Raw genomic sequence first — 26,417 nt, 5'->3', positions numbered from 1 at the left:
TAGCCGATTTTCTTCAGCGCCTTGGTCACCGTGGCGCCTAGCTCGTCGCGCTGCGCGGTGGTGATGGCCGGGCTGCCCGCCTCTTCCAGCACCTTCTGGTGGCGGCGCTGCAATGAGCAGTCCCGCTCGCCGATATGCACCACGGCGCCGTGGTTATCGGCCAAAATCTGCAACTCGATATGGCGCGGCTTGTCGAGGTATTTTTCCATATAAACGGCATTGTTGCCAAATGCCGCCCCCGCCTCGGCGCGCGCCTCATGGAAGGCCGCGGCCAGCTCATCGGCGCTGTAGGCCACCTTCATGCCGCGCCCGCCGCCACCGGCAGCCGCCTTGATCAGCACCGGGAATTTGATCTTCTCGGCAATCGCATGGGCTTCCTCAAGCGTCGCGATCTCGCCGGGCGAGCCTGGGACCAGCGGCACGCCAAGTTCCATCATGGTGGTCTTGGCGGTAATCTTGTCGCCCATCATGCGGATATGCGCCGCCGTGGGGCCGATGAACACCAGGTTGTGCGCCTCCACCATCTCGGCGAAGGCCGCGTTCTCGGAGAGAAACCCATAGCCGGGGTGAATCGCCTCGGCGCCGGTGATCAGCGCCGCGGAAATAATCGCCGGCATGTTGAGATAGGAATCGCGCGCCAGCGGCGGGCCGATGCACACGCTCTCATCGGCGAGGCGGACATGCATGGCGTCGGTATCGGCGGTGGAATGCACGGCCACCGTGGCGATGCCGAGTTCCCGGCAGGCCCGCTGTATCCGCAGCGCGATTTCGCCGCGATTGGCGATGAGGATTTTCTTGAACATGCTATGCGCCGGTCATTCAATGATCAGCAGGGGCTCGTCGAACTCGACCGGCGCACCAGGCGCCACGAAAATCTGCTTGATGGTGCCCGCACGCGGCGCCTTGATCTGATTGAAAGTCTTCATCGCCTCGATCAGCAGCAGCGTCGCACCCGCCTCGACAGTCTGGCCAACGCTCACATAAGGGGCGGCGCCGGGCTCGGCGGAGAGATACGCAACGCCCACCATCGGGCTTTTCACCACGCCGGGGTGCTTGGCCGGATCGGCCCTGTGCTCGGCGGCGGCTTCCGGCACATTCGCGGGGGCATGCACCGGGGCATGGGCCACGGCCGGCGGCGCCATCACCTGAGCATGCACCTGCGGCAGCGTGCGCACCAGGCGAACCTTGCGGTCGCCCTCCGCCAGCTCGATTTCCGAAAGGCCGGTGTCGCTCAACAGTTCCGCCAGGTCGCGCAGGGTTTTGGGATCGAAGGAAAGGCTCATTGATCTTCTTCCAGGATGTCCGAGAGGGCGATGAGTGCCAGCCTATAGCCTGCAAACCCAAGGCCGCAAATGACCCCGTCGGCAGCGCGCGACACATAAGAGTGCTGGCGGAAGCTCTCACGCTTGTGGATGTTGGAGAGATGCACCTCGATCACCGGAATGTCGAGCGCGAGAATGGCGTCCATCAACGCGACCGAGGTGTGGGAATACCCGGCCGGATTGATGATAAGCCCGGCCGCGCGCGCGCGCGCCTCATGCACCCAGGAGATCAGCTCTCCCTCCAGGTTGCTCTGCCTGACATCAATGGCGATGCCGAGCCCCTCCGCCGTTTCCGCGCACAGGGTTTCCAGGTCATCCAGCGTGCCGGTGCCATAGACTTCCGGTTCGCGGGTTCCCAGCAGATTAAGGTTCGGGCCGTTCAATACGAAGATAAGTGGTGTCGTCATTTTAACCCAGCTAGCACACCCAAATCGTAGCCGCCAAATTTTGCGTGGCGGCGGCCTTGCGAGGGGGGGCGGCTCAGCCGATAATGCGGGCATGAGTGTGACGAGCGAAGCAACCCGCATAACGGTAAACGGCGAGCCCCTGGCGGTAGCGCCGGGCATGAGCGTCGCCGGGCTGATCGCGCAGCTGGGGCTGGATACGCGCAAAATGGCCGTGGAGCGCAATCTGGAGATCGTGCCCCGCTCAACCTATGCGGATGTGCGCCTGACCCCCGGCGATGCTCTTGAAATTGTTCATTTTATTGGTGGCGGTTAAATGGATTCTTATGTAGGTACGGGCGATGAATGGACCGTGGCGGGGCGCAAATTTGCCTCCCGTCTGGTGGTCGGCACCGGAAAATACAAGGATCTGCCCACCACCGCGGCGGCCATCGAGGCTTCCGGCGCGGAGATGGTGACCGTCGCGGTGCGGCGCGTGAACCTCTCGGACCGCAACGCGCCGATGCTGCAGGATTATGTAAGCCCGCAGCGATACACTTATTTACCCAATACCGCCGGCTGCTTCACGGCCGATGAAGCCGTGCGCACCCTGCGCCTGGCGCGCGAGGCGGGCGGGTGGAATCTGGTGAAGCTGGAAGTCCTCGGCCCGGCGCCGACGCTCTACCCGGACATGCCCGCCACCTTCGAAGCCGCCAAAGCCCTGATCAAGGACGGTTTTGAAGTCATGGTGTACTGCTCGGACGACCCGATCGCCGCGAAACGGCTGGAGGAGATGGGCTGCGTCGCCATCATGCCGCTCGGCGCGCCCATCGGCTCCGGACTCGGCGTGCAGAACCCGCTGATGATCCAGATGATCATCGAGCAGGCGAAAGTGCCCGTGCTGGTGGATGCCGGAGTCGGCACCGCGTATGACGCCACTTTCGCCATGGAGCTCGGCTGCGCCGCCGTGCTGGTGAATTCAGCCATCGCCATGGCCGATGACCCGGTGCTGATGGCGCGCGCGATGAAAGCGGGGGTGGAAGCCGGGCGCTTGGCCTTCCGCGCCGGGCGCATCCCGCGCCGGGGCTTCGCCAGCGCCTCCAGCCCGATGACGGGGCTAATCCATTAAAAAATCTTAAAACAATATACGTTTGCGAGCTGCAGCGAACTTCAGCGGTAGGGCACTAACGGCGCGCGCGCGAGCTTGCAGCCCACGGGTATCTGCCCATCATAGCGCTGCCATGTCTGGGTCTGGCCGAGGATCGGCAGCCCCAGATACCCACGCATCCGCAAATCATGGTTCGCATCCAGCGCAATGCTGGCGTGGTAGACATCACCGTTGCGCGGATCGAGCACCGTGCCCACCCATTTGGCGGCGCCGCCATCGCTCCTCATCAGCGCCGTTTGCAGAATCACCTCGCCGCATTGCGGCTGGCCGCGCCAATCCACCGGCATCGGGTCGCCGGGGTGTTTCAGAGCAATACCAACGATCCGGCCGCAAAGCTCACCGCCGCACGGCGCCACCTGAATCACGGCGGAATGATCAGCCGTTAACCAATTGCCGGCAGGGGCGGCAACGGGAGCGCTGGCGGCAAACGCCGTCCCGCCCCCGCAAAACAAAGCGGCTGCCAGCCAAAAGCCGCGCAAAAAGCGAAGCAAAGCAAAGTCTCCCAGACAGATCAGCGAATTTTTTCTTACGATCTGATAAAATCCACCTACCAAGATTTTAACCCGCTGGACCAGTGAATAACCATGCTGCATTGAATATTTCGCATATCTGTTGCAAATAAAGCACATATCGAAGCCGTTCAATCTGCCAACCCCAGGCAAAGCGTCAGCGCATCGCCGCCGTTAGGGTAATAAGCCTTGCGCAACCCCGTCTGCGTGAACCCCAGCGCGGCATACAACGCCCGGGCCGCCGCGTTTTCCGCCGCCACCTCCAGATGAATCGTCTTAACGCCCCGCCAGCCCGCCGCGCGAATCGCCTGACGCATCAGCGCTCCACCAATGCCCTGCCGCGGCACGGTAACGCCGACGCTAAGAATCTCCGCCTCGTCCAGCACCACCCGCAACAGCAAGAACCCGCCGCGTTCATCGACGAAACAAACCACGCCGGGCTGGCCCAGCAGCGCCGCGAAGCTGCGCTCATCCCATGGATCATCCGGAAACGCCGCCGCATGCAGCCGTGCCAGAACCGCCACATAGGCGGGTCCTGCTTCTATCACATCCATGATTAAACCGGCGGTGGACGCAAGCCCGCGGCGGGTAGCTTCGCCTCCGGCGGATCAACATAAACAGGCTGGGCGGCATGGGCCGGCAAGCCTGCCGCTTGGCGCGCCAGGGCAGCGTGCGCAACCCACACAGGGTCCAACCGCCTGGCATTGGTCAGCATCACATCCCCTCCGGCCGCGGCCAGAACCGCCGCCACCTCATTGGCGGCATCCCCCGCCACTGCCACGGGTTGCCGGGTCCGCGGCAGGTCCGCATCGGCGAAAGCCTCGGCGGCCCCGTCACGGATCAGGAAAATCCGGTTCCTGCGCGCCCTTATCGCCACCCAGAGCGGCCTGTGAAGCGCCGGAAACGCCGCCGCATAACTCTCCGCCACCGTCACGCCCAGCAACGGCACGCCGGCCGCCTCGGCAAAGCCTTGCGCCAGGGAAATTGCCGTACGCAGCCCGGTGAAACTGCCCGGGCCGATGGTAACGGCCACCTGGGCAATCCGCCGCCCCGCCACCGCCTGTTGCAGCAGCGGCGGCAGCGCCTCTATCAGCCCAGGGCGGCCGGGCGCGAAAAGCTTAACAGCCACCGCGCCGTCCTGCGCCAGCACGGCAATCCCCGCCCGCGTGCCCGATGCGTCAATTGCCAGCATGCTCAAGCGAAAATCGCGGCCTCGTCAAAATCGAGTTTAGGCAGGCGCGGAAACGGGTGTTCACCCGGCACGGCATGGCCGAGGTTGATCAAAAAATTCGCCTTCCAACCGCTCTGGCTGAAAAAATTCCGGTTCACGACCGTTTTGTCGAACCCCGACATCGGTCCGCAGTCGATCCCCAAGGCCCGCGCCGCCATGATCAGATACGCCCCTTGCAAGGTGGAGTTGCGAAAAGCCGTCTCCTCCGCCAGATCCGGATTGCCCGAGAACCACCCCTTGGCATCCGCCGGCGGGTAAAGCTTTGGCAAATTCATGTAAAACACCGGGTCCTGCGCCACAATCACGGTCACCGGCGCCGCCATGGTCTTGTCCAAATTCCCGGCGCTCAGCGCGGGCTTCAGCTTCTCCTTGCCCTCGGGCGTGCGGATGAACACAAAGCGCGCGGGCGAACAATTGGCCGAAGTCGGACCCAATTTCACCAGATCGTAGATGGCTTTGATTTCATCGTCGGTAATCGGCTCTTCGGTAAACTCCCACTTGGTGCGGGCGCTGCGGAAGAGGACATCGAGCACATTATCGTCCAAAGCCATAACTACTCCCTTTCTTCAGGCCGCCTGTGTAACAGACAACACCTCAGGGATGTAGTGCTTCAGCATGTTCTCGATCCCATGTTTGAGCGTGGCGGTGGAGGACGGGCACCCCGCGCAGGACCCCTGCATCTTCAGGCTGACAACGCCATCGCGGAAACCACGGAATATGATATCCCCGCCATCGCCCGCCACGGCGGGGCGCACCCGGGTGTCAAGCAATTCCTTAATCTGCGCGACAATCTCGGCATCCGCCGGATCAACGTCCTCGGCCAGCAACGCCGCATGCTCGCTCACGATCGGCCGGTTGGCGAGCAGATGCTCCATCAGCAACCCCAGCACCTGCGGCTTCAGCCCGGCCCAATCGGCTTCCGCGGTTTTGGTGACGGTGACAAAATCCCCGCCGAGAAACACGCGCGCCACGCCCGGCAGGCCAAACAGCGCATCGGCCAGCGGCGAGAGTAGAGCCGCGTCGGCATCGGCGAAATCAGCGGTCAGATCGCCCAGAATCTCCTGGCCGGGGAGAAATTTCAGCGTAGCGGGATTCGGCGTGCTTTCGGTCTCAATAAACATGTGTTTGCTCTCGATCCAATCTGGACCAGTGAGGTCCGGTTGCAGCCTAAATCGGATGTTTTGCCCGCCCTGACAAGAGGCGCCACGGCCATGAGCCCCCCTCACCGGGCATACTGGTCATGCGGCCCGCACTCATGCCGGGCTTCAGCCCCTTGCCGCGCGGCCAAGGCGCGGCAGAATGGCCCCCGTGCGCGCCTGATACCGCCGGTAGGCATCCCCGCGGCTCGCCAGCATGGCTTCCTCCAGCGGCGGCACGCCTGAAGCATAGCGCAGCGTCAGGTACATCAGCACCGGTGCCAGCAGGCTCAGCAGGCTCCAGGGGTTATGTGCCGTCAGCCCCAATGCCGGGTAGGCGCACCAGAACAAGCACTCAAACAGATAATTGGGGTGGCGCGAGACTCCCCACAAACCGGTATCGCAGATTTTGCCCTTGTTCGCGCCATTGCCGCGAAACCGGCGCATCTGCTCATCGGCCAGCGTCTCCCCGGCCACGGCCAGAACCGCAAGCCCCAGGCCCAGCGCGTCCCAGAGCCTGAATGCGGGGTCAGGCAAGCGGGCCGCATAGAGCGCGGCGATGGCGAGCATGGCGCTGAACGGCCCCTGGATGAGCACAAACAACAGCAGGTGGCGCTGGAAGCCCGCCCCCTGCGCCGCGCGCATCCTTGCATAGCGCGCATCCTCGGGCGCGCCGGCCACGCGCCGGGCAATATGGGCGCCAAGCCGCACCCCCCACAGCAGCAGCAAAGCCGCAACCATGATTCGCCGCCAAGCAACCGGCCCCGCCATCAGCGCCGTGAGCGCCGCGATCCCCCCGGTGGCGAAACTCCAGAACACATCCACCCAACCGGCGTTTTGGGCATATGCCTGGAACACCCAGGCCGCCAGCATAACCAGCGCAACCCCCGCACCAACCGCCGCGCAGGCTAGGAGCATGGCTGCAGCAAGTAATGGCTAACCCCCCACGCCTTCCCTCCTGCATGGCCGAAGAGTCCGGCCGTCGCCAGAAAAAACAACCGCCAGCGGCGCTGCCAGAGCTTTGCCTCGCCACCATAGGTCTCGCGCAAAATAGGGCGGATGGCCGCCTGGTTAGCGTCATAATTGGCAAGCCAGGCCAGCGCCGTCTGTTCGTAATGCCCGCCGTTCCAGCGCCAGCCTTGCTCCACGCGGAACAAATCGCCAAATTCCCGGATCAGATCATGGCTGGGCATGATCCCGCCCGTGAAGAAATATTGCGCGATCCAATCCGCCTCGTCCTCATGCGCGAAGCGGTAGGGATGGCTCGCATGGCTGAACACATGTAGGAATAATTTCGCGCCCGGCGCCAGCCAGCAGCGCACCCGGGTAAGCAGGCCGCGCCAGTTGGCCATATGCTCAAACATCTCCACCGACACGATCCGGTCAAACGTCTCCATGGTGACAAAATCGTTCATATCCGCGGTGATAACCCGTATATTGTTCAACCGCAGACGGCGCGCCTGCGCCTCGATGTACAAGCGCTGCGGCGCGGAGTTGGAAACCGCCGTGATCATGGCGGCGGGAAAGCGCTCCGCCATGAAGAGTGTCAGCGACCCCCAGCCGCACCCCAGCTCCAATATGCGCTGACCATCGCGCAATTGGGCATGGGCGATGGTCTGCTCCAAGGCGCGCTCCTCGGCCTGCGCCAAAGTATCGCCTCCCTCGAACAGGCCGCAGGAATATTTCCGGCGCGGCCCCAGGCATTGGGCAAAAAACGCCGGCGGCAGCTCATAATGCTGGCGGTTGGCGGCCTGCGTATGCTCGGCGATGGGATGCGCCGCCATGTCATAGGCAAAATGGCTGGTGCGGGCCTGGCTGCTTGCCAGCAGCGCCTGCGTGCGCCCGACCATGCGGGAAATACCATAGCGCAGCAGCGTGTCGGGCAAGGGCGCGCGCTCGGCGGCACGCGAGATCTGGGCGGCTAGGTTCATGCGGCACTCCTGAAAGGTTGCACGGCGGTCACAGCGTGGATGAAGGCAAGACAATCGGGCAGCACCGGCGCCAGAAAGCCGAGCGGCGGGGCGATGGCGCCGATGATCAGCCTGTGGTCGAGCCGGGGATAATAGCGCTCACGCACATCATCGCCCGCCGCGCGCAGCCGGGCGGCAAGCCGCATGGTGTTTTGCGGCTCCACGGTTGTATCGCGCAGCCCGGCGGCCAGAAACGCAGGCGGCGCGCCGGGGGTGACGAAATTAATCGGCTGGGTTCTGGCCAGTTCGTCCGGCGGACCAAAAATCACCTTGATCACCCGCTCGCGCAGCGGCAGAAAATCATACGGCCCGGCCAGGCCGATAAAACCGGAAATGTCACGGTGCGGGTCAAGCCCCTCAGCGCCGAGATACGCCGGGTTGAGCGCCAGCATCGCCGCGATATAGGCACCCGCGGAATGGCCCATCAGCACCAGCCGGTCCGGATCGCCGCCGAACCTGCCCGCGTTGCCGCGGCTCCAGGCCACGGCGCGCGCGGCATCCTGCAGAAAGACCGGGAAGCGCACCTCGGGGTAGACGCGATAATCAGGGATAACGGCGACAATCCCCCGCGCGGCCAGCGCCGCGCCAACAAAGCGGTACATCGCCTTGTCGCCGTCCTGCCAGCTGCCACCGTAAAAAAACACCACCACCGGCGCGTCTTTCACGCCGCTGGGCGCATAAACATCCAGCCGGCCGCGCGCCCCCGGCATGTAGCTGATATCGTGCGTGACACGCCAATCCCCGCCCCAAGCAGCGGCGTTGAGGACACTCACCGGCGCGATCCAGGCATAGGTGGCAAGGCCAAGCAGCAGTAAAGGTGCAAACGCCAGCTTCATCCTACAGGCCAAGGCGGCGCTGCACCCGCCCCATCCATCCATCCAGGCGCAACCCGCCTTCCAGCGCCGCAAGGCAGATGCACCCCTCTTCGTCGGCACGCGGCTGGTGCAGCACCGTCTCGTCATGCTCGGCGATGTCACCGGGGCCATACTGGCCGGTGCTGTCGCTGTAGCCGCCATGCAAAATCTGGGTCAGCTCCTGCGCCGCATGGGCATGGCTGACAACCGCGCGAGAAGCGGCCACGCGCAGCAGCATCACATTGGCATCCGGCGCCCAGGGCAGGCGCACCCGGCTGTAGCGCACGCCCCTGCCAAGCCATAGCCAACGGCCGATGTCACAACCCGCCAGCACCGGCGGCAAGGTCATCTCCGGCGGCAAATTGAGCGCCGCCCGGCGCGGGGCGCGCAAAATGGGTGCCGGCGCGGGCCGCTCCTCCAGCCGTGCCAGCACATTGCTGAAGGCCGAAGGCGCCATGGCGGCAGGCGCCTCCATCTCCAGCAAGGCGCCGCCCACGGCCTCGAACGCCGCCAACCGGCCACGGCAATGCGCGCAGCCGTGCAAATGCGCGGCGGTGACGAGCGCCAGCCCGGCATTGAGCCGCCCCGCGGCATGGCGGAGCAACGTATCATCGCTAAGGTGGTGTTGGATGCTCATGGTTCAGTCCCCAGCGCATCGCGCAGGCGCGAGAGGGCCAGGCGAATGCGGGATTTAACGGTGCCAAGCGGCAGGTTCAACGCCGTGGCGATGCTGGCGTGCGGCGCCTCGGAAAAGAAAGAAAGCTCGATCACGCGGCGATGCGCCTCGCTCAGGGTCGCCAGAGCCCCGCGCATCCGTTCCGCACGCTCGGCTTCCAGTCTCAACGTCTCGGCCGAGGGCGAGAGATCCTCCTCCGGCAGCGGCTCCGGCAGGCCGCCGCGATGCCGGCGCGCCAGATCAACGCGCAAATTTCGCGTGATGGCGAACACCCAGGTCGCCGCTCCGGCGCGGGCGGGATCAAAACTCCCGGCCTTGCGCCAAAGCAGCAGCATCGTCTCCTGCGCCAGCTCCTCAGCCGCCGTCTCCGCCAGACCGGCGCGCATGTGGAACGCCTTGAGCCGCGGCGCGAAATGTTTGAACAGCATGGCGAAGGCCTGGCGGTCCCGCGCGCTTGCGACGAGGCCAAGCAGCCGGACCTGCGCCGCCGCATCCAGCGGGGCCGGCGCGTCCACCGGGGTCAACAGCGCCCCCCGGCGCAGGGTTTGCCCCCGAAGTCCCATACTGAATTTTGCTTCATGCTTGCTCACACCGGCTTGTACGCGCGCCCCGGCGGTTTGGATCACGCCGCCCCGCAAGAGAGTCCACTTTCCAGCGGTGATCCAGCCCGCGCCCCCCGGCGTATAAGCTGTGTAGCCAGCAAGGAGCACATATGTCCGAGAGGAAAAAGATCGCCGTGGCCGGGGCCGGAATTTCCGGCCTTGGGGCCGCTTGGCTGCTGGCGCGCCGCCACGATGTAACCTTGTTCGAGGCCGAAAACCGGCTCGGCGGGCACAGCAACACCGTCCTCGCAGGCGGGGTGCCCATCGATACCGGCTTCATCGTATACAACGAACCAGCATACCCAAACCTCACGGCTCTGTTCAGGCATTTGGGGGTGGCGACGCAACCGTCAGACATGTCGTTCTCCGTCTCGCTGGATTCCGGACGGCTGGAATACTCCGGGAGTAATCTCGCCGGGCTGTTCGCGCAACCGGGCAATCTCTTCCGCCCGCGCTTCTGGTCCATGCTGCGCGGCATCGCCCGCTTCTACCGCGAGGCGCCGCAAGCCTTGCACCGGCTCGGCGAGGCGCGGCTGGATGATTACCTGCGCACGGCCGGCTTCAGCGCGGCATTCTATGAGGATCACCTCTACCCGATGATCGCGGCCATCTGGTCAGCGCCCGCGGGCCAGGCGGGCGCACTGCCCGCGGCCTCCTTCATCCGCTTCTGCGAAAATCACGGGTTGCTGCAAATAAACGGCCGCCCCCTGTGGCGCACGGTCACCGGCGGCTCGCGCGAATATGTGGCCAGGCTGCGGGCTGATTTCAGCGGCCGGGTGGCCACCGGCCGCCCCTTGGCGGCCGTGCGCGCAATCCCCGGCGGCGTCGAGCTGCGCGATGCCACAGGCACAACCGAGCGGTTCGACGAGGTGGTGCTGGCCATGCACGCCGGCGATGCCCTGCGCCTGCTGGAGGACGCAACACCTGATGAACAGGCACTGCTCGGCGCCTTCCGCTACACCAAAAACGAAGCCCTGCTGCACACCGACGCACGGTTGATGCCACGCCGCCGCGCCGCCTGGGCCGCCTGGAACTACGCCGCCAAACGCACGCCAGATGATCCGGCCGCGGTCACCTACTGGATGAACCCGCTGCAAAACCTCCAGGGAAACACTGATTACTTCGTCACGCTCAACCCTCTGGCCGAACCAGAGCCCGCGCGGCTCTTGCACCGCCAGAGCTATGATCACCCCGTTTTCGATGTCCCAGCCCTGCGGGCCCAGAAACAGCTTTGGAAGCTGCAGGGGGTCAAACGCCGCTGGTTCTGCGGCGCTTATTTCGGGGCGGGGTTTCATGAGGATGGCCTGCAAGCAGGTCTGGCCGTGGCCGAAGCGCTGGGCGGTGTCCGCCGGCCCTGGCGGGTCGCGGCTGAATCGGCGCGCATCAGCCTGCCGGAACGCCCGCTGGAAGCCGCGGCATGAGCGCGCTCTATGAAGGCATCGTCACCCACCGGCGTTTCAGCCCCAAACCGCACCAGCTGAAATACCGCGTGTTCTCCCTCCTGCTGGATCTCGCAACCCTGGATGACGAGGCCGCGCACCTGCGCCTGTTCTCACGCAACCGCTTCAACCTGTTCTCCTTTCATGATCGTGACTACGGCGATGGCCAGGGCGATCCGCTGGCCTGGGCGCGCGCGCAAATGCGCGCAGGCGGGCTAAACGCCGAAGGCACCCGCATCACCCTGCTCACCATGCCGCGGCTGCTCGGTTATGCGTTCAACCCCATCGCCGTGTATTTCTGTTACGCCGCCTCCGGCCCGCTCATCGCGATTCTCTATGAGGTGAACAACACCTTTGGCCAGCGCCACAGCTACTTCATTCCGGTAACCAACAATTCCGGCGGTCTCGTGCGGCAGAGCTGCGCGAAAAAATTCTACGTCTCGCCCTTCATGGATATGGATATGCACTACGACTTCACCCTCCAGCCCCCCGCCGGAACATTGCGGCTGCGCATTGCCGCGCGTGACTCGCAAGGCGTGGTGCTAACCGCCTCCTTCAGCGCGCGGCGCAAACCCCTCACCAGCAAGGCCTTGCTGCACGCCGCCTTCGCCTATCCGCTGCTGACTCTTAAAGTCGTGGCGGGCATCCATTGGGAAGCCCTGCGGCTCTGGTGCAAGGGGATGCGCCTGCGCGCGCGCCCCGCGCCACCGGCGGCGCCTGTCAGTTTTACGCAAGATGCGGAGAAAACACTATGAGCGAGGTCCGTGCCACAACGGCGAAACCGGCACTTAAATGGCCCCGGCTGGGGGCCGCGCTGCTGGAGCGCCTGCTGCGGCGCCTTGAGCATGGGCGCCTCGCCATCACCCTCCCCGGCGGCGGCATGATCGCCCATCGCGGCGCGCGGCCGGGCACGGACGCACGGCTGGAGCTGCACAACTGGCGCCCGCTGCGCGCCCTGCTGCTGCGCGGCGACACGGGCCTGGCCGATAGCTACATCGCCGGTGACTGGTCCAGCCCGGACCTTCCCGCCTTCCTGCGCTTCGGCGCTGAAAACCTGGGCGAAGTCACCCCCGGCACATGGGCAACCCGCCTGGCCGCCCGGTTGCGCCACTGGAACAACCGGAACTCACGCCAGGGCAGCCGGCGCAACATCATGGCCCATTATGATCTGGGCAACAGCTTCTACGCCCGCTGGTTGGATGCGGGCATGGCCTATTCCTCCGGCATCTACGCCACGCCCGATGAGGACCTCGCAACCGCGCAGACGCGCAAGCTGGAGCGGATCTCCGCTTTGCTGCGGGCCGCGCCGGGTGCGAACGTGCTGGAAATCGGCTGCGGCTGGGGCGGCTTGGCCGAGCATCTGGCTGGCGCGGGCGCGCATGTCACCGGCCTCACCCTCTCGCCCGCCCAGGCCGGATACGCGCGCGAGCGCCTGGCCGCGGCCGGGCTGGCGGAGCGCACCCACATCGCCCTGCGCGACTACCGCGACGAAACCGGCCTTTACGATTACATCGTCTCCATCGAAATGCTCGAAGCCGTGGGGGTTGCTTATTGGCCGGCCTATTTCGCGGCGCTGCGCACACGCCTCAAACCAGGCGGGCGGGTTGTGCTGCAGGTCATCACCATCGCGGAGGACCGTTTTGACTCCTACCAGCGCAACCCTGATTTCATCCAGTCCCATATTTTTCCCGGCGGGATGCTGCCCACCAAAACCGCCATCGCGGCTCAGGCCAATGCCGCCGGGCTCACGCTCACAGGCACTGCATTTTTCGGAAAAAGCTATGAGCTGACCCTGATCGAATGGCGGCGCCGCTTCCTGCAATCCTGGACCGAGACGCAAGGCGAGGAGCGCTTCACACCCTCGTTCCGGCGGCTGTGGGATTATTATCTCGCCTACTGCATCGCCGGTTTCTCAACCGGGATGACCGATGTCGGCCTTTATGTACTGGAACATGCCCCATGAAGAGTTACCTCACCGCCTACATCGCCGCGGGGCTCAGCTTCATAGCCGTTGATGCGGTATGGCTGAGCGTGATGAGCGCCCGCCTGTACCGGCCGGCACTCCAGGGCATTCTGGCTGAGCGCGTGCAGGTGGCGCCCGCCATCGCCTTCTATGCGCTGTATATCCTGGGGCTGGTCATCTTCGCCGTGGCGCCGGGGCTGGCGGCGGGCCGCTGGAGCGCGGCGCTCTGGCGCGGCGCGCTGTTCGGCCTGTTCACTTACATGACCTACGACCTGACCAACCAGGCCACCCTGCGGGCCTGGCCGTTCAGCGTCACCGCGGCGGATCTCAGCTGGGGGATGCTGGCCAGCGCCTGGGCGGCCGCCATCGGCTGCGCCGTGGCCCTGGCCCTGCGCTAAGCGGTGCGCGCGCTCACACGCCACGAAGACCCGCTGAACGAAGCAGCCAACAAAGTGGCGCTGCTGCTGGCCGGCAACACGCCGTTCTACCCGCTATATCTCTGGTTCATCCTGGGCCGCGCCGGCTGGCCGTGGCTGCTGCTCACGGCACTCTCCACGCCGTTCTTCGCGGCCACCATCTGGCTGGCACGCCGCCACGGCCTGGGCGCGCGGGCCTGGCTGTGCGCCTGCGCAAGCCTCAACACGGCGTGGGTGGCATGGCTGCTGGGGCCGCCCGCCGGCGTGGCGCTGTTCTTCCTGCCTTGCCTGGTGCTGGCGGTTCTGGTCTTGCGCGCCCGCGAATTTGCCGCCCGCGCGCCGCTCACCGCACTACCGTTCGTGCTGTATCTTATCCTGCCTTGGCTGCCGCATTCCCCGGCCGCCATCACCCCCGCCGCCTATGCCAGCCTGTTCAGGCTCAATGCCTTTTCCGTGGCGCTGTTGAGCGTGATTCTGCCCTATCTGCTGGGCGCCGCAAGGGGCGAGGGCCTTCCCCGCCGCTGAAAATCCATCCCCCGCGCGTCTCTCTCCCGCCGCCACAAACTGGTCCTTGCATTATGTAACCGTTTCGGAGGGTTTAACGTGAAATCCTGGGGCCGCTCACAATCCCCGGATCATTGCCGCAGGGATGAAATATAGTAATTCACAATAACAATATTACGTGCTAATATTTGCCCCCTTGTGGGGGCGAATAATGAGCTACAGCGTTGATTTACGTGAGCGTGTTGTTGGTTATGTGCGTGGCGGGGGCGGGCCGGCGGAAGCGGCGCGATTGTTCCAGATCAGCCGGACGACCCTTTATCGCTGGCTTGGTGCGCCGGATTTGCGGCCGAAACCTGCCAAAGAGCGCCGGCGTAAGTTGGATAAGGCGGCCCTTGCTGCACATGTGCGGGACTTTCCGGAGGCGTTGTTGCGAGAGCGAGCGGCGCATTTTGGCGTGACGATCAACGCGATCTGGGTTGCACTGAATAAATTGGCCATCACTAAAAAAAACGACCCGGTATTGTGAAAGTCGTTTCGAGGAACGAATAACGTTTCTGCGCCCATTGCGTGCCTGGGTTGCCGAACACGGCTGGAAAGATCAAGCCGTCGTAGCAACCGGCCGGCTAATTTTTGGCTGGCGGTGAAGCCGCGCTCAGCAAGCGCGCGACCCCCGTCGCTTGCGACAAGCCGTAACACCGCCCCAGCCTGCCGTTAACGCTTCATTCGCTGCAAACAGCCGCCGTGCCCGCTCATCAAAATAGGGCGCCAGCCTCTCAAAGCGCGCCTTGATCGCATCCGTGTCGATCATCCAGATTAGCCCAAAGTCATCGGGCCACCGAATCAGATCATGGCTAACCTGTCCAGCCCTTTGTGTCAGCAGCCACGATAACCGACGACCAAACAACTCCGCCCCATCATGACACGAAAATCCTTGATTCGGTTATCTTGCATCAGGTCCTAAGCGTGCGGCAATGGTTCAAGCCGCTCAAGAAGAGCGGGCCTGAACTATTGGCGCTCTAACGCCAGACCGTCATCGCGCCAATGAGCAGCAGCACCACCGCCACGGCGATCGTGTTGAAGGTGAGGAATTTGGTAAAATGTTCCCACCCCTTTTTGGAAGCCGCGTCAAACTCCTGTTCGGCCGGCGCATCGTGCTGGTGAGTTGTGTTGGATGCCATATCTCGTCTACCTTCCCGGAGCAATTTCAAGAAACCAAATCTCTGGCCGAGCTTTACGGTTATGCCCCAGCCTCTGGCAAGCGGATTTTGCGTGCCAGCGCCGCCAGCGCCTCCGGATAAAGCCTGTGTTCCTGCACCAGCACCCGCGCCGCCAGCACCTGCTCGCTATCGCCGGGCAGAACCGCCACCCGCGCCTGCGCCAGCACCGGCCCGGCATCCATCTCCTCTGTCACCAGATGCACCGTGCAGCCATGCGCCGCCTCACCCGCCGCCAGCACCCGCGCATGGGTATCCACCCCCGGGTAAGCCGGCAGCAAACTCGGGTGGATATTCAGCATCCGCCCGGCCCAGCGCTTCACCAGATAAGGTGTCAGCAGCCGCATGTATCCGGCCAGGCACACAATCGCGATATTGCGTTCCACCAGCGCCGCGTCAATCGCCCGTTCATGCGCCTCGCGGTCCCGGCCGAACGGCCTGGCCGGAACCGCCAGCGCCTCCACACCCAGCCCGCGCGCAATCTCCAGCCCCGCCGCATCCTCCTTGTTGGAGATCACAAGCGCAACCTCGGCCGGATAGTCCGCCTCCCGCGCCGCCCTGATCAGCGCCTCCATATTGGAGCCGCGCCCGGAAATCAGAATCGCAACGCGCGGTTTAGGCAAACAGGCTCTCCTGCCCCGCGATCACGACACCCGGCCGGTCCGTCACATGCCCCAGCAGAAACGGCGCCTCCCCAGCCTCACGCAACAGCGTCATCGCCGCACCGGCATCGCTCACGATCAACGTCATCCCAACCCCGCAGTTGAACACCCGCAGCATCTCCTCCGCCGCCACATTCCCCGCCCCGGCCAGCCAGGGGAACACCGCCGGCATCTCCCACGGCCCGTTCAGCGCCGCGCCACAGCCCTCGGGCAGCGCGCGCGGCAAATTGCCCGGCAGCCCGCCGCCGGTAATATGTGCCGCCCCCTTCAGCAATCCGGCCTTATGCAGCGCCAGCACCGGCTTCACATAAATCCGCGTCGGCTGCATCAGCACCTCAGCCAGGCTGCGCCCATCGCCAAACGCCGAACCCCAATTCAGCCCCGCATCGGCGATAATCCGCCGCACCAGCGAGAACCCGTTGGAATGCACGCCCGATGACGGCAACGCCAGAATCGCATCGCCCGCCGCAACGCCCGCCGGCAGCAGCGCACCACGCTCGGCCGCCCCCACCGAGAACCCCGCGAGGTCATAATCCCCCGCCGCGTACATCCCGGGCATTTCCGCCGTCTCGCCGCCCACCAACGCGCAACCGGCCAGCGTGCACCCCTGCGCAATCCCCGCGATCACCCGCTTGGCCGCGTCCACATCCAACGCCCCGGTCGCGAAATAATCCAGGAAGAACAGCGGCGCCGCTCCCTGCACGATCAGATCATTCACACACATCGCCACCAGGTCGATGCCGACATGGTCATGAATCCCCGTCTCGATGGCGATCTTCAGCTTGGTCCCCACACCATCGGTGGTCGAAACCAAAATCGGGTCCACAAACCCCGCCGCCTTCAAGTCGAACAGCGCGCCGAAGCCGCCCAACCCCCCCAGCACCCCGGCACGCGAGGTCGCCTTGGCCAATGGTTTAATCGCCTCAACCAGCGCGTCGCCGGCCTCGATATCCACACCGGCATCCCGGTACGTTACGCTGGTCATGTCAGCCTCCAATGCGCTAAGCCTGCGGCATGGGTTTGCGAGTCCACGCCGATAAATTTCTGCCGCGTTTCAACACAGGCTTTTGCCGCGCGCAATCGCTGGCGGGGCGGCAATGAGCAATCCCCTCTACGATTCTTCCCCCGGCAACAAGCTGCGCTGGCAGCGCTTGGCCCTCGGCATCGCGATCCTGTTGGTTTCATGGGAGTTTCTCCGCCTCTTCTCGGCCATTCTCACCCCCTTCGTGGTGGCGGCCGGCTTGGCTTATTTTCTGGACCCCGCGGTAAGCCGCCTCGCCAGACTCGGCGTGCGCCGCTCGGTGGGCACCCTGCTCATCCTCTCCGCGGCCGGCATTTTCGTGGTTTTGTTCATTTTGCTGCTCTATCCGGTCATCACCGTCCAGGCCAGCGCCTTCGCCACCAACCTGCCCGGCTATATCCAAACGGCCCAGAAAGACTTCGGCTACCTCATCCTTGAACTGCAACGCCGCCTCGGCCCCGGCGCCATGAGCCAAAAGCTGCGCGACATCGCCGCCAACCAGGCCGGCACCGTCGTCTCCTTCGCCGGCACCGCCGCGCGCAACATCATCGGCAGCGGCTTCGCCGTGGTGAACATCCTCACCTTGCTCATCATCACCCCCATCGTCACCTTCTACTTCCTGCGGGACTGGCCATCGATCATCCGCCATGCCGACACCTGGCTCCCCCGCCCCTACGAGGCGGTGATCCGCGCCCAGGCGCTCGAGGTCAACCGCATCCTCGCCGCCTGGATACGCGGCCAAGCCATCTGCTGCCTCCTGCTCGCCCTGGTCTATGCGGTGGGGCTCACCGTCATCGGGCTGGACCTCGGGCTCATCGTCGGGCTGGCGGCGGGCATCCTCTCGTTCATCCCCTATGTCGGCACCATCGTCGGCGGCGTCACGGCACTTCTACTCTCACTCACCCAAAACCCCGGCTGGCACGGCGTCGTGCTGGTGGCCCTGGTGTTCGGCTTCGGCCAAGCGCTTAACGACTACGTCATCCAGCCCCGCTTCCTGGGAGACCGCGTGGGCCTGCCCGCGGTCTGGGTCATCTTCTCACTGTTCGCCGGGGGCGCCGCCTTTGGGTTTCTCGGCATCATGCTGGCCGTGCCGGTCACCGCCACGCTGGGCGTGCTCGCCCGCTTCTGGCTGCGCCGCTACCTGCAAAGCCCGCTGTACCTAGACTCCCCCCCCCCTCCATGAAGCAGCTCACCCTGCCCTTCGCGGAAACAGAAAATTTCTCCGCCGAGGATTTCTGCGCCGCCCCCTCCAACGCCCCGGCGCGGGACTGGCTGGCCCGCCCAGACAGCTGGAGCAACGGCCGGCTCGTTCTCTGGGGCGAACCCGGCTGCGGCAAATCCCACCTGCTGCACATCTGGGCGGCCGCCCATGGCGCCACCGTCATCAACGGCGCCACGCTACACGGTCTGGTCCGTCCCACCGGCCCCATCGCGGTGGACGACGCCGATATCGTGCTCGAACCCCAGGCGCTGCTGCACCTGCTCAACGCCGCCGCCGAAGCGCATTTCCCGGCACTCATGGCCGCTCGCCTGCCCCCCTTGCGCCAGTCCTACCGCCTGGCGGACCTCACCAGCCGCCTGCGCGCCGCCGAGGCGGTAGAAATCCGCGCCCCGGAGGATGAGCTGCTGGAGCGCCTGCTCACCCGCCTCTCGGCTGACCGTCAACTCTCCTTAAGCTTCCCCGTGCGCAACTTCCTGCTCCTGCACCTTCCGCGCACCGCCGCCGCCTTGCGTGAGGCCGTCGCCCGGCTGGACCGCGCCACCCTGGGCGAAGGCAAAAAAATCACCCGCCAGCTCGCCGCCGAAATCCTCGCCCCGCTCTTCGAAATGGCCTGATCCGGCCCCGCCAGAAAACTCGTTACAAACTCATCATCCCCAGGCAGAATGGTTTGGTATAGGAGAGGATATGAACCAGATCACCACGCCACCAGCGCCGGAACTCAGCCTGAACGACCCCACCCGCTTCATCAACCGCGAGCTTTCCTGGCTGGATTTCAACTTCCGCGTGGTCTCCGAGGCCGAAAACCCCCGCCACCCCCTGCTTGAGCGGCTGCGCTTCGTCTCCATCAGCGCCTCCAACCTTGATGAATTCTACTCCGTGCGAGTCGCGGGCCTCATCGGCCAGGCCCGCGCCGGCGTGCTGGAACGCTCCGCTGACGGCTCCACCCCCGCCCAGCAGCTGCACCAGATCAACACCCGCGCGCGCGACCTCATCGCAGCCCAGCAGGCCGCCTTCACACATGTGCGCGCCCTGCTCGGCCCTGCCGGCATGGTCATCTGCACCGCCGTGCAGCTAACCTCGGACGATGCCCACTTCCTCGACGGCTACTTCATGGAGCGCGTCTTCCCCGTACTCACCCCGCTGGCGGTAGACCCCGCGCACCCCTTCCCCTTCATCCCCAACATGGGCCTCGTCATGGCCCTCACCCTGGCCCGTAACGACGATCACGGCCACATGTCCGCCCTCATTCCCCTGCCCAGCCAGATTGACCGTTTCGTCCGCCTGCCCAGCCCGCCCGGCGGACCGCTGCGCTTCGTCATGCTCGAAGAGCTGGTCGGCATGTTCCTCTCGCGCCTGTTCCCCGGCTTCCAGCTCCAAGGCTCCGGCCTCTTCCGCCTGATCCGCGACACTGACGTGGAATTCGAGGAAGAAGCCGAAGACCTCGTGCAATCCTACGAAACCGCGCTAAAGCGCCGGCGCCGCGGCGTCGCCATCCAGCTCACCATCCAGGCGGACATGCCAGCCGGCCTGCGCGAACTGGTGATCGACGCCATCGAGGCCCCCGCCGAGGAGGTCTACATGGAAACCGGCATTATCGGCCTGGTCGATGTCAAACAACTCATCGTCGATGACCGCCCCGACCTGCTCTTCCCCCCCTACACCGCCCGCTTCCCCGAGCGCATCCGCGATTTCGGCGGCGATTGCTTCGCCGCCATCCGCGCGAAGGACATCCTGGTGCATCACCCCTTCGAAAGCTTCGACGTCGTGGTGCAGTTCCTCCGCCAGGCCGCGCTGGACCCCGCCGTCGTCGCCATCAAACAAACCCTCTACCGCACCAGCCGCAACTCCCCCATCGTCAAAGCCCTCATCGAGGCCGCCGAAGCGGGCAAATCCGTCACCGCCATGGTGGAGCTGCGCGCCCGTTTCGACGAAGAAGCCAACATCCGCCTCTCGCGCGCGCTGGAAGCCGCCGGCGTGCAGGTCGTGTTCGGCTTCGTCGGCCTCAAAACCCACGCCAAAATGTCCTATGTGGTCCGGCGCGAGGGCGGCTCCCTGCGCGCCTACGCGCATTTCGGCACCGGCAACTACCACCCCATCACCGCGCGCATCTATACCGACCTCTCCTTCTTCACCTGCGACCCGGCGCTAACGCGCGATGCCGCCCGGCTGTTCAATTACATGACCGGCTACGCCCGCCCCGAAACCATGGAGCAGCTCGCCTTCTCGCCGCTCACCACGCGCAAAACCATCGTCACCCTCATCGATACCGAGATCGCCAACGCCAAGGCGGGCAAACCCTCGGGCATCTGGCTGAAGATGAACTCCCTGGTCGATGACCGGCTGATCGACCTTCTCTATGAAGCCTCGCGCGCGGGCGTGCCGATCCAGATCGTCGTGCGCGGCATCTGCTGCCTGCGTCCCGGCGTTCCCGGCTTGTCGGAGAACATCAAGGTCAAGTCCATCGTCGGCCGCTTCCTGGAGCACGCCCGCATCTGCGCCTTCGCCAACGGCCACCCGCTGCCCTCGCGCGCGGCAAAAGTGTTCATGTCCAGCGCTGACTGGATGGCCCGCAACATGGAAGGCCGGGTCGAAACCTTCGTGCCCATCCACAACCCCACCGTCCACGCCCAGGCGCTTGACCAGATCATGGTGGTCAACCTGCGTGACGACGCGCAAAGCTCCGAGCTGGCGGCTGACGGCACCTGGCACCGCGTCACCCCCGGCGACCCGCCCGCCTCGGCACATGAATACTTCATGACCAACCCCTCCCTCTCCGGCCGCGGCTCCGCCTTGCACGGCGGGCTGCACGCGGACCGCCCGAAAGCGAAATACAAGCGCCGGGTTGATTAGTTTGAGGGCGGAACGGCGGTTTTCTTGATCCAAGTCAACGACGAACCCGCCGCCGCACGCCACAAATAGCCCCGGAAATTTTAGTGCACGCGCCCGCATTGTTCTGGAACATCCTCAACGCGCCCAAACGGCACCAAAATAAACAACACGATCGCGCCAGCGGTCAGGGAGCTCTCATGAACACAGATATCCTCATCGTAGGTGCCGGCCCCGCCGGCCTCGTCGCGGCCGCCGAACTCGCCCGTTACGGTATCAAGGTCCGGATCGTGGAAAAAACCACCCACGGCGCGGACGATCCAAAAGCCCTGTTTTTGTGGAGCCGCACGCTGGAACTCCTCGATCGTTCCGGTTGCGGCGCCACGCTCGCCGCCGCCGGCCATAAGGTGACCGCCGGCAGCATCATCGCCGGCAACAAACCCCTGGGCCGTGTTGATTTCTCGCAGGTGAACAGCCCGCACCCCTATGCGCTGGCCCAGCCGCAGGCGGAAACCGAACGCCTGCTGGAAGCCCATCTGGCCAGCTTCGGCGTCAAGGTCGAGCGCGGGAGCGAACTGCTTTCCTTCACCGAAACCGCCACCAATGTCAGCTCCCTGTTGCGCCATAGCGGCGGCGCCGAGGAAATCGTCACAAGCCAATGGCTCATCGGCTGCGACGGCGCCAACAGCAAAGTCCGTGAGGCGCTGGGCGTGCCCTTCACCGGCCATGAACAAAAAAGCGGCTGGCTGCTGGCGGATGTCCGCCTCTCCGGCCTGAATTTTCCCGCAACGGAGCTGGTCTCCTTCTGGCATGAGGATGGCTACCTCGGCTTCTTCCCCCGCGCCGATGGGCTGTACCGCGTCATCGCCGACCTTCCGGCAAACGGCGGCCACGCCCCCGCCGCCGCCTCGCTGGAGGATATTCAGCGCATCGTCGACCAACGCGGCCCCGGCAACATCACGCTCTCGGCCCCCACCGCTCTTTCGGCGTTCCACATCAACGAGCGCAACGTCCGCGAATACCGCCAGGGCCGCATCTTCCTGGCCGGAGACGCCGCCCATCTGCACAACCCGGCCGGCGGCCAGGGCATGAACATGGGCATCCACGATGCCGTCAACCTGGCCTGGAAGCTCGCCCTAGTCACCCGCGGCACCTGCGGCCCGCAGCGCCTGCTGGAGAGCTACAACGCCGAACGCCACGCCGCGACCGACCAGGTTTTCGTCAACGTCGGCCGCCTCACCGCCATCTCCGTGTTAAAGAACCCGGTGGCGCAAATCACCCGCAACGCCTTCGGCAGCATCCTCTTCGGCCTGGCCCCCGCGCGGCGCGCCATCGCCGACACCCTCTCTGAAGTCTCCATGGGCTATGAGCACAGCCCCCTCAACGGCTCGGACGACCGCTCCTTCCCCGGCCCCGGCCCTGGCGAGCGCATGCCGCCCCGCGAAGGCGAACCTCCCTTCGGTGCCGGCAGCACCCCGCGCTTCGCCCTCTGCGCCGACCTCAGCGTCGAGGTCAACGAACTGCTGGAAACCTACCCGGACCTTCTGGAACCCGCCGTACGCCTGCCGGTCAGCCGCCGCTGCATCTGGCTGGTCCGGCCCGACGGCTACGTCGCCGTCGTCGCGCTCGATCCCGATGTCAGGGTCATCGCCTCCTACCTGAACAGCCTGACCCAAAGCGCGCTCTAACCCCCACGAGCCTGCGCGTATAAAAAGGGCTGGAACCGCACGGTCCCAGCCCTTTTTTCCGCCCGTAAATCTGCCCGCCTACTGCCGGATAATCACCGCGCGATGGTGCAGCACATCAAGCAGCTGCTGGGATTCCAGCTCCACCCGGTGCTCCACGATCATCTGCGCAATCGCATCATCCGAAGGCAGGGTGGCGGCCTGGCTCTGCCGGCTGCAAATCATCACCACCGATACGCCATCAGCGGCCACCAGCGGCTGGCTCACCTGCCCAACGGCCAGATTGCCCAGCAATGTCTGGAACGCCGGCGGCGTCACCGTGGCAAGGTTAACCGGGCCGGGATTGGACGGGCGCACATTGCCAAACGCCGCGTTCACCGCCTCCATATCCGGGCAGGAATGCGCGGCATGAGCCGCCTGCAACAGCTTGTTGATCACCGCTGCCTGCACCGGACCAACCTGCCCATTGGTGATCGGCTGCGGATACTGCGCGAAAGCCTGGCGGATGGAGAGGATCGTCTGCTTCTCTGTGCCCACGTTATGGGTCGCCAGCAATTGCACGATATCGTAGCCCCCCGGCACCCGAACCGGATTGCTGATCGCCCCCACCGGCATGGTGGATACAACCTGCGCCACCGCCGGGTCCAACTCGCCCAGGTTGACAAAGCCCATATCCCCACCCTGCAACGCGGTCTGCGCCTGGCTGAACTGCGCCGCGATCACCGGAAACGGCGCGCCGGTGCGCAGCCGGGCAATCACCGAACTGGCGAAATTCCGCGCTGCGGCATCATCCTCCGGACCGGACACAGGCACGAAAATTTCCGCGATATGATATTGCGTGCTGCCGATCTCCGCCTTCAGCGCGGTTTTCTGCGCGTTCAGGTCGCCCGGCGTCGGCTGCAGCCCTGGCCCAAGCACCTGGTGCAGCACCGTCTGCCAGCCCAGTTCGGTGCGGATCTGCGCCACCAGCGTATCAAACGGCACGCCCGCCGCTTCCAGCTTCATCCGCAGCCCGCCCGGCGGCAAGCCATTGCCCTGTTCAATCCGGCTGATCGCGCCGGTAACATCGCTGAGCGGCACGCTCACCCCCAGCTTGTTAATCTCCTGCTGCTTCAGCGTCTCATCGATCAGCAGCGACGTCACCTGCGGCTCAAGCCTGGCCAGCACATCGGGCGTCGGCTGCATCCCGGTGGAGAGCGCCAGCAGCCGGGCCCGCGCAGCCACATCCTGGTTGGTGATCACCTGCCCGTTCACCACGGCGGCGATACTGGCGTTATAGCCGCCGGCGGTTTGCGCCAGGGCGGGCGCCGCGATGAGCACGGCAACAAGAGCGGCGGCACGGAGAAGATGCTTCATAGGGCGCTGAATCCAACATTACCGAGAGTTTTAAAAGTGAACTGGAGCAACACGGTGGTATTGCCTTTATCCAGGTTGAATGACGTAAACCGCTGGTAGTACACGAGGTTGACGCCGAAGCAATCATTTTGCCAGCCGGCGCTGAAATTGGCCGCGTCAAACTTGCCGGTCTGCAGGTTCCGCTCGCTTCCAGCCCCCAGCGACCACGGGCCGATATTAGCCGTGAAATTCGCCGTCACCTCATGCCGCGGCGTGAAATACGCCGCCGGCGGCGCCAGCGTAGGCGAGACGATGCTGGCGCTGTCGTAGAGCACATAAGGATCGGTATTGGTGTATAAATATCCCGCCGAGGCCGTGAACACATGCGAGGTGTAGTTGGCCGTGGTGTCGATCATCCGCGCGCCCAGGTCCCGGTGGCTCAGCCGCGTGCGGTAGGTAACGTTAAAATGCGGCACCGGCGCGATAATCACATGGCCGACGATATCGGAGACATTACCGGTCAGCCCCGAACCCGGCAGGTAGTTGTTATCCTTATGCACCCGGTAAGACTGCCCGATCAGCCCGTCCAGCATCGCCCCGCCAGGCAGATACCAAGCCGCATGCAGCGCGTAATCCACCCGCGAGCCGCCCTCCAGACGGTCGATCCCCGGATAGCGGTTAAGGCTGAACAGATTGGCGTCCGAATACTCCAAATCCAGGCTGTCCTCATTGGGAATGCGTATATTCTGCGAAATCCCGATGTTCGGCGAGGCGACGAGCTGCACCTCCGGCTCGATGATCTGGCTGCCCAGCGCGCCTGCCTGGCGGATCAGCGGCCAATGCAGATACACCGCGCCATAAGGCTGCGCGCGCGCTGTGCTGGCGGTACTCAGCGGTGAATAGTTCGGCTGCTCATACAAGCGGGTTGCCATGTAGCTGGCCGCCACCAGCTCCACCCTGGCCGTGCCCAGCACGCCATAAGGCAGCATGAACGGCACGGAATACCCCGGCACCGCCGCCACGCGCTGGCTGTTGGTGCCCAGCTTGCGCAGCACGTTGAACATATCCGCATGCAGGCTGAACTGCCCGCCCAGCGCATCCTGGCCGGAGATGAAATCATACTGCCCATACGGGCTGACAATCGGCAGCTCGCTCTGGTTTACGCTGGCCACCAGCCCCTGGAAGCTCTGCATGTCCAGCCTGGCATAAGCCCCCGGCGAGAACCCCTCCAGGAACACATTGCTGCTCAGGAACGAGGCATTGGGCAGCACGTTGAAGTCGTTGAGATACGCCGGATTGGAGGCCCGGTTATAGTTGAACCCCGCGCGCCAGTCCTGGTTCAAATCGAACGTTCCGTTGGCGAATACGGCATCGCCAAGCTTCCCGCTCACCTGCCCGCCGGAAACATTGACGTTCAATTCCCCGTCATTAAAGTCCCGGCGATACCCAGCCTTCAGCGCCGGCCCTTCCTTCACCGCGAAAATCGGCGTCAGCGTCAGGTCCGACTCCTTGTCGATCACATAATAATAAGGCGTCGTAAAGAAAAACCCGAGTTTCGAGGTCACGCCGAATCCAGGCATCAAAAAACCGCTCTGGCGCTTCACCGAGGGGTCCGGCTGCGTGAAATACGGCACATACAGCACCGGAACCCCGTAGAACTCCATCTCCGCGCCGCGATACTCTATCATTTTATGCTGCAAATCGCGGGTCGCGCTCTTCGCGCGGATCTGCCAGATCGGCGGCGCGCTGGGGTCGGTCTTGCACAGGTCGCAGGCGGAATACACCACCTTCACCATCTCATCGACCTTGCCGCCGTAGCGCCGCGCGCCATTGGCGATCATCCGGCCGTTATCAGCCAGCCGCGCCGCCACCCCGCGCATCACAGCGTCCTTCATCCCCTTGCTCAGCACCGCGCGCCTGGCAAACACGGTATCGCCGGATGGCTGGGTAAGGCTCACATGCCCGCTTGCCGTCACCACATCCGTATTGCGGTCCAGCACCACCTTGTCGGCACGCAGCGTCTGCCCGTTCTGCACCGCGCGCACATGGCCCGAGGCCGTGACAATATTCCCGGTCTTGTCATAGGAGATACTGTCCGCCGTAAAGCTTACCGGCGCGCTGGGCGGCGCCACTTGTTGCGCGCGGGCCTGCCCGGCAAGGCAGGTGCTGGCGATAAGAGTGAGAAGCAGGCCGGATCGTTTCATGCCTCAGCCATCTTCCAGATGCAGCAACAACGCAAGCGCCAAAAATAATCCCGCCACCGCGGGCGCCCACGCGGC

30 protein-coding genes and 1 pseudogene are annotated in these 26,417 nt (G+C 64.7%); 12 read left to right on the top strand and 19 right to left on the bottom strand.

Annotated features, from left to right (window positions below; translation table 11 throughout):
• From HKL97_RS06195 to aroQ, 3 genes are all read right to left on the bottom strand, one after another.
• On the bottom strand, positions 1–803 hold an 803-nt coding region (locus HKL97_RS06195; protein ID WP_291423499.1), incomplete at its 3' end, for a biotin carboxylase N-terminal domain-containing protein.
• 12 nt (positions 804–815) lie between these two features.
• The gene (gene accB / locus HKL97_RS06190) at positions 816–1,283 is read right to left on the bottom strand and encodes an acetyl-CoA carboxylase biotin carboxyl carrier protein (RefSeq protein ID WP_291423497.1); all 468 of its coding nucleotides are present in this window, start codon (positions 1,281–1,283) and stop codon (positions 816–818) included.
• Entirely contained in the window at positions 1,280–1,729 is a 450-nt protein-coding gene (gene aroQ / locus HKL97_RS06185; protein WP_291423495.1) for a type II 3-dehydroquinate dehydratase, read from the bottom strand. The genes accB and aroQ overlap by 4 nt, the downstream gene beginning before the upstream one ends.
• Positions 1,730–1,820: 91 nt before the next feature.
• Between aroQ and thiS the strand changes: the two genes are divergently transcribed.
• Both thiS and HKL97_RS06180 read left to right on the top strand, forming a co-directional pair.
• Positions 1,821–2,042, top strand: a complete 222-nt coding sequence (gene thiS, locus HKL97_RS13655) for a sulfur carrier protein ThiS (RefSeq protein ID WP_363238470.1) — start codon at positions 1,821–1,823, stop codon at positions 2,040–2,042.
• Entirely contained in the window at positions 2,043–2,834 is a 792-nt protein-coding gene (locus HKL97_RS06180) for a thiazole synthase (protein ID WP_363238468.1), read from the top strand. It begins immediately after the preceding gene.
• A 41-nt stretch (positions 2,835–2,875) separates the two neighbouring features.
• On the opposite strand, the gene HKL97_RS06175 is transcribed toward HKL97_RS06180, so the two are convergent.
• The 10 genes from HKL97_RS06175 to HKL97_RS06130 form a co-directional block, all read right to left on the bottom strand.
• A complete protein-coding gene (locus tag HKL97_RS06175; RefSeq protein WP_291423493.1) occupies positions 2,876–3,364 on the bottom strand; it encodes a DUF2147 domain-containing protein in 489 nt (162 codons plus the stop codon).
• A gap of 149 nt (positions 3,365–3,513) precedes the next feature.
• Entirely contained in the window at positions 3,514–3,936 is a 423-nt protein-coding gene (locus tag HKL97_RS06170) for a GNAT family N-acetyltransferase (RefSeq protein ID WP_291423491.1), read from the bottom strand.
• Between the two features lie 2 nt (positions 3,937–3,938).
• Positions 3,939–4,574 carry a tRNA (adenosine(37)-N6)-threonylcarbamoyltransferase complex dimerization subunit type 1 TsaB gene (gene tsaB, locus HKL97_RS06165; protein ID WP_291423489.1) on the bottom strand — a complete coding sequence of 212 codons (636 nt, stop codon included), beginning with the start codon at positions 4,572–4,574 and terminating at the stop codon, positions 3,939–3,941.
• A 2-nt stretch (positions 4,575–4,576) separates the two neighbouring features.
• Positions 4,577–5,164: a malonic semialdehyde reductase gene (locus tag HKL97_RS06160; RefSeq protein ID WP_291423487.1), complete on the bottom strand. Its 588-nt coding sequence runs from the start codon at positions 5,162–5,164 to the stop codon at positions 4,577–4,579.
• A 15-nt stretch (positions 5,165–5,179) separates the two neighbouring features.
• A complete protein-coding gene (locus HKL97_RS06155) occupies positions 5,180–5,734 on the bottom strand; it encodes a NifU family protein (RefSeq protein WP_291423486.1) in 555 nt (184 codons plus the stop codon).
• A 144-nt stretch (positions 5,735–5,878) separates the two neighbouring features.
• Positions 5,879–6,667 (bottom strand): DUF1295 domain-containing protein, encoded by a 789-nt coding sequence (locus HKL97_RS06150; protein WP_291423485.1) that lies wholly within the window; start codon positions 6,665–6,667, stop codon positions 5,879–5,881.
• Entirely contained in the window at positions 6,658–7,680 is a 1,023-nt protein-coding gene (locus tag HKL97_RS06145; protein ID WP_291423484.1) for a cyclopropane-fatty-acyl-phospholipid synthase family protein, read from the bottom strand. The genes HKL97_RS06150 and HKL97_RS06145 overlap by 10 nt, the downstream gene beginning before the upstream one ends.
• Complete coding sequence (locus tag HKL97_RS06140; protein WP_291423483.1) at positions 7,677–8,555, bottom strand: alpha/beta hydrolase; 879 nt, start codon at positions 8,553–8,555, stop codon at positions 7,677–7,679. Before HKL97_RS06140 ends, HKL97_RS06145 begins: the two co-directional genes overlap by 4 nt.
• Before the next feature lies 1 nt (position 8,556).
• Positions 8,557–9,210, bottom strand: coding sequence for a ChrR family anti-sigma-E factor (locus tag HKL97_RS06135; RefSeq protein WP_291423482.1), 654 nt, complete (start codon positions 9,208–9,210; stop codon positions 8,557–8,559).
• Entirely contained in the window at positions 9,207–9,812 is a 606-nt protein-coding gene (locus HKL97_RS06130; RefSeq protein WP_291423481.1) for a sigma-70 family RNA polymerase sigma factor, read from the bottom strand. Before HKL97_RS06130 ends, HKL97_RS06135 begins: the two co-directional genes overlap by 4 nt.
• A gap of 149 nt (positions 9,813–9,961) precedes the next feature.
• Here HKL97_RS06130 and HKL97_RS06125 point away from each other — a divergent pair, with 149 nt between their 5' ends.
• The 6 genes from HKL97_RS06125 to HKL97_RS06100 all read left to right on the top strand — a co-directional run bounded on the left by HKL97_RS06125 (position 9,962) and on the right by HKL97_RS06100 (position 14,699).
• Positions 9,962–11,272: an NAD(P)/FAD-dependent oxidoreductase gene (locus HKL97_RS06125; protein WP_291423480.1), complete on the top strand. Its 1,311-nt coding sequence runs from the start codon at positions 9,962–9,964 to the stop codon at positions 11,270–11,272.
• Positions 11,269–12,045 carry a DUF1365 domain-containing protein gene (locus tag HKL97_RS06120; protein ID WP_291423479.1) on the top strand — a complete coding sequence of 259 codons (777 nt, stop codon included), beginning with the start codon at positions 11,269–11,271 and terminating at the stop codon, positions 12,043–12,045. Before HKL97_RS06125 ends, HKL97_RS06120 begins: the two co-directional genes overlap by 4 nt.
• Positions 12,042–13,253 carry a cyclopropane-fatty-acyl-phospholipid synthase family protein gene (locus HKL97_RS06115; RefSeq protein ID WP_291423478.1) on the top strand — a complete coding sequence of 404 codons (1,212 nt, stop codon included), beginning with the start codon at positions 12,042–12,044 and terminating at the stop codon, positions 13,251–13,253. Before HKL97_RS06120 ends, HKL97_RS06115 begins: the two co-directional genes overlap by 4 nt.
• Positions 13,250–13,651 carry a DUF2177 family protein gene (locus tag HKL97_RS06110; RefSeq protein WP_291423477.1) on the top strand — a complete coding sequence of 134 codons (402 nt, stop codon included), beginning with the start codon at positions 13,250–13,252 and terminating at the stop codon, positions 13,649–13,651. Before HKL97_RS06115 ends, HKL97_RS06110 begins: the two co-directional genes overlap by 4 nt.
• 3 nt (positions 13,652–13,654) lie before the next feature.
• A complete protein-coding gene (locus tag HKL97_RS06105) occupies positions 13,655–14,194 on the top strand; it encodes a hypothetical protein (protein ID WP_291423476.1) in 540 nt (179 codons plus the stop codon).
• Positions 14,195–14,384: 190 nt separating this feature from the next.
• A complete protein-coding gene (locus HKL97_RS06100) occupies positions 14,385–14,699 on the top strand; it encodes an IS630 transposase-related protein (protein WP_291423474.1) in 315 nt (104 codons plus the stop codon).
• A 109-nt stretch (positions 14,700–14,808) separates the two neighbouring features.
• On the opposite strand, the pseudogene HKL97_RS06095 reads toward HKL97_RS06100, so the two are convergent.
• From HKL97_RS06095 to purM, 4 genes and pseudogenes are all read right to left on the bottom strand, one after another.
• Positions 14,809–14,981: pseudogene (locus HKL97_RS06095) on the bottom strand (ISAzo13 family transposase); the annotation flags it as partial.
• A 208-nt stretch (positions 14,982–15,189) separates the two neighbouring features.
• Positions 15,190–15,351, bottom strand: a complete 162-nt coding sequence (locus HKL97_RS06090) for a hypothetical protein (RefSeq protein ID WP_291423472.1) — start codon at positions 15,349–15,351, stop codon at positions 15,190–15,192.
• Positions 15,352–15,410: 59 nt separating this feature from the next.
• A complete protein-coding gene (gene purN, locus HKL97_RS06085) occupies positions 15,411–16,010 on the bottom strand; it encodes a phosphoribosylglycinamide formyltransferase (RefSeq protein ID WP_291423471.1) in 600 nt (199 codons plus the stop codon).
• Positions 16,003–17,034, bottom strand: coding sequence for a phosphoribosylformylglycinamidine cyclo-ligase (purM, locus tag HKL97_RS06080; RefSeq protein WP_291423469.1), 1,032 nt, complete (start codon positions 17,032–17,034; stop codon positions 16,003–16,005). The genes purN and purM overlap by 8 nt, the downstream gene beginning before the upstream one ends.
• Positions 17,035–17,146: 112 nt before the next feature.
• Here purM and HKL97_RS06075 point away from each other — a divergent pair, with 112 nt between their 5' ends.
• The 4 genes from HKL97_RS06075 to HKL97_RS06060 all read left to right on the top strand — a co-directional run bounded on the left by HKL97_RS06075 (position 17,147) and on the right by HKL97_RS06060 (position 22,806).
• On the top strand, positions 17,147–18,253 hold the full coding sequence (locus HKL97_RS06075) for an AI-2E family transporter (protein ID WP_291423467.1): 1,107 nt from the start codon (positions 17,147–17,149) through the stop codon (positions 18,251–18,253).
• Positions 18,250–18,906, top strand: a complete 657-nt coding sequence (locus HKL97_RS06070) for an HdaA/DnaA family protein (protein ID WP_291423465.1) — start codon at positions 18,250–18,252, stop codon at positions 18,904–18,906. Before HKL97_RS06075 ends, HKL97_RS06070 begins: the two co-directional genes overlap by 4 nt.
• Before the next feature lie 70 nt (positions 18,907–18,976).
• Complete coding sequence (locus HKL97_RS06065) at positions 18,977–21,142, top strand: RNA degradosome polyphosphate kinase (RefSeq protein WP_291423463.1); 2,166 nt, start codon at positions 18,977–18,979, stop codon at positions 21,140–21,142.
• A 176-nt stretch (positions 21,143–21,318) separates the two neighbouring features.
• A complete protein-coding gene (locus tag HKL97_RS06060; RefSeq protein ID WP_291423461.1) occupies positions 21,319–22,806 on the top strand; it encodes an FAD-dependent monooxygenase in 1,488 nt (495 codons plus the stop codon).
• A 78-nt stretch (positions 22,807–22,884) separates the two neighbouring features.
• Here the strand turns inward: HKL97_RS06060 and HKL97_RS06055 are convergent, their stop codons facing one another.
• Together HKL97_RS06055 and HKL97_RS06050 are read right to left on the bottom strand one after the other, a co-directional pair.
• Positions 22,885–24,159, bottom strand: a complete 1,275-nt coding sequence (locus HKL97_RS06055; RefSeq protein ID WP_291423459.1) for a peptidylprolyl isomerase — start codon at positions 24,157–24,159, stop codon at positions 22,885–22,887.
• Entirely contained in the window at positions 24,156–26,342 is a 2,187-nt protein-coding gene (locus HKL97_RS06050) for an LPS-assembly protein LptD (protein ID WP_291423457.1), read from the bottom strand. The genes HKL97_RS06055 and HKL97_RS06050 overlap by 4 nt, the downstream gene beginning before the upstream one ends.
• Positions 26,343–26,417: the final 75 nt, after the last annotated feature.

The organism is Acidocella sp., assembly GCF_013044125.1.
Classification (GTDB): domain Bacteria; phylum Pseudomonadota; class Alphaproteobacteria; order Acetobacterales; family Acetobacteraceae; genus Acidocella.
Note: the sequence above shows the minus strand (reverse complement) of the source record. Positions and strands in the feature narration are given on the sequence as shown.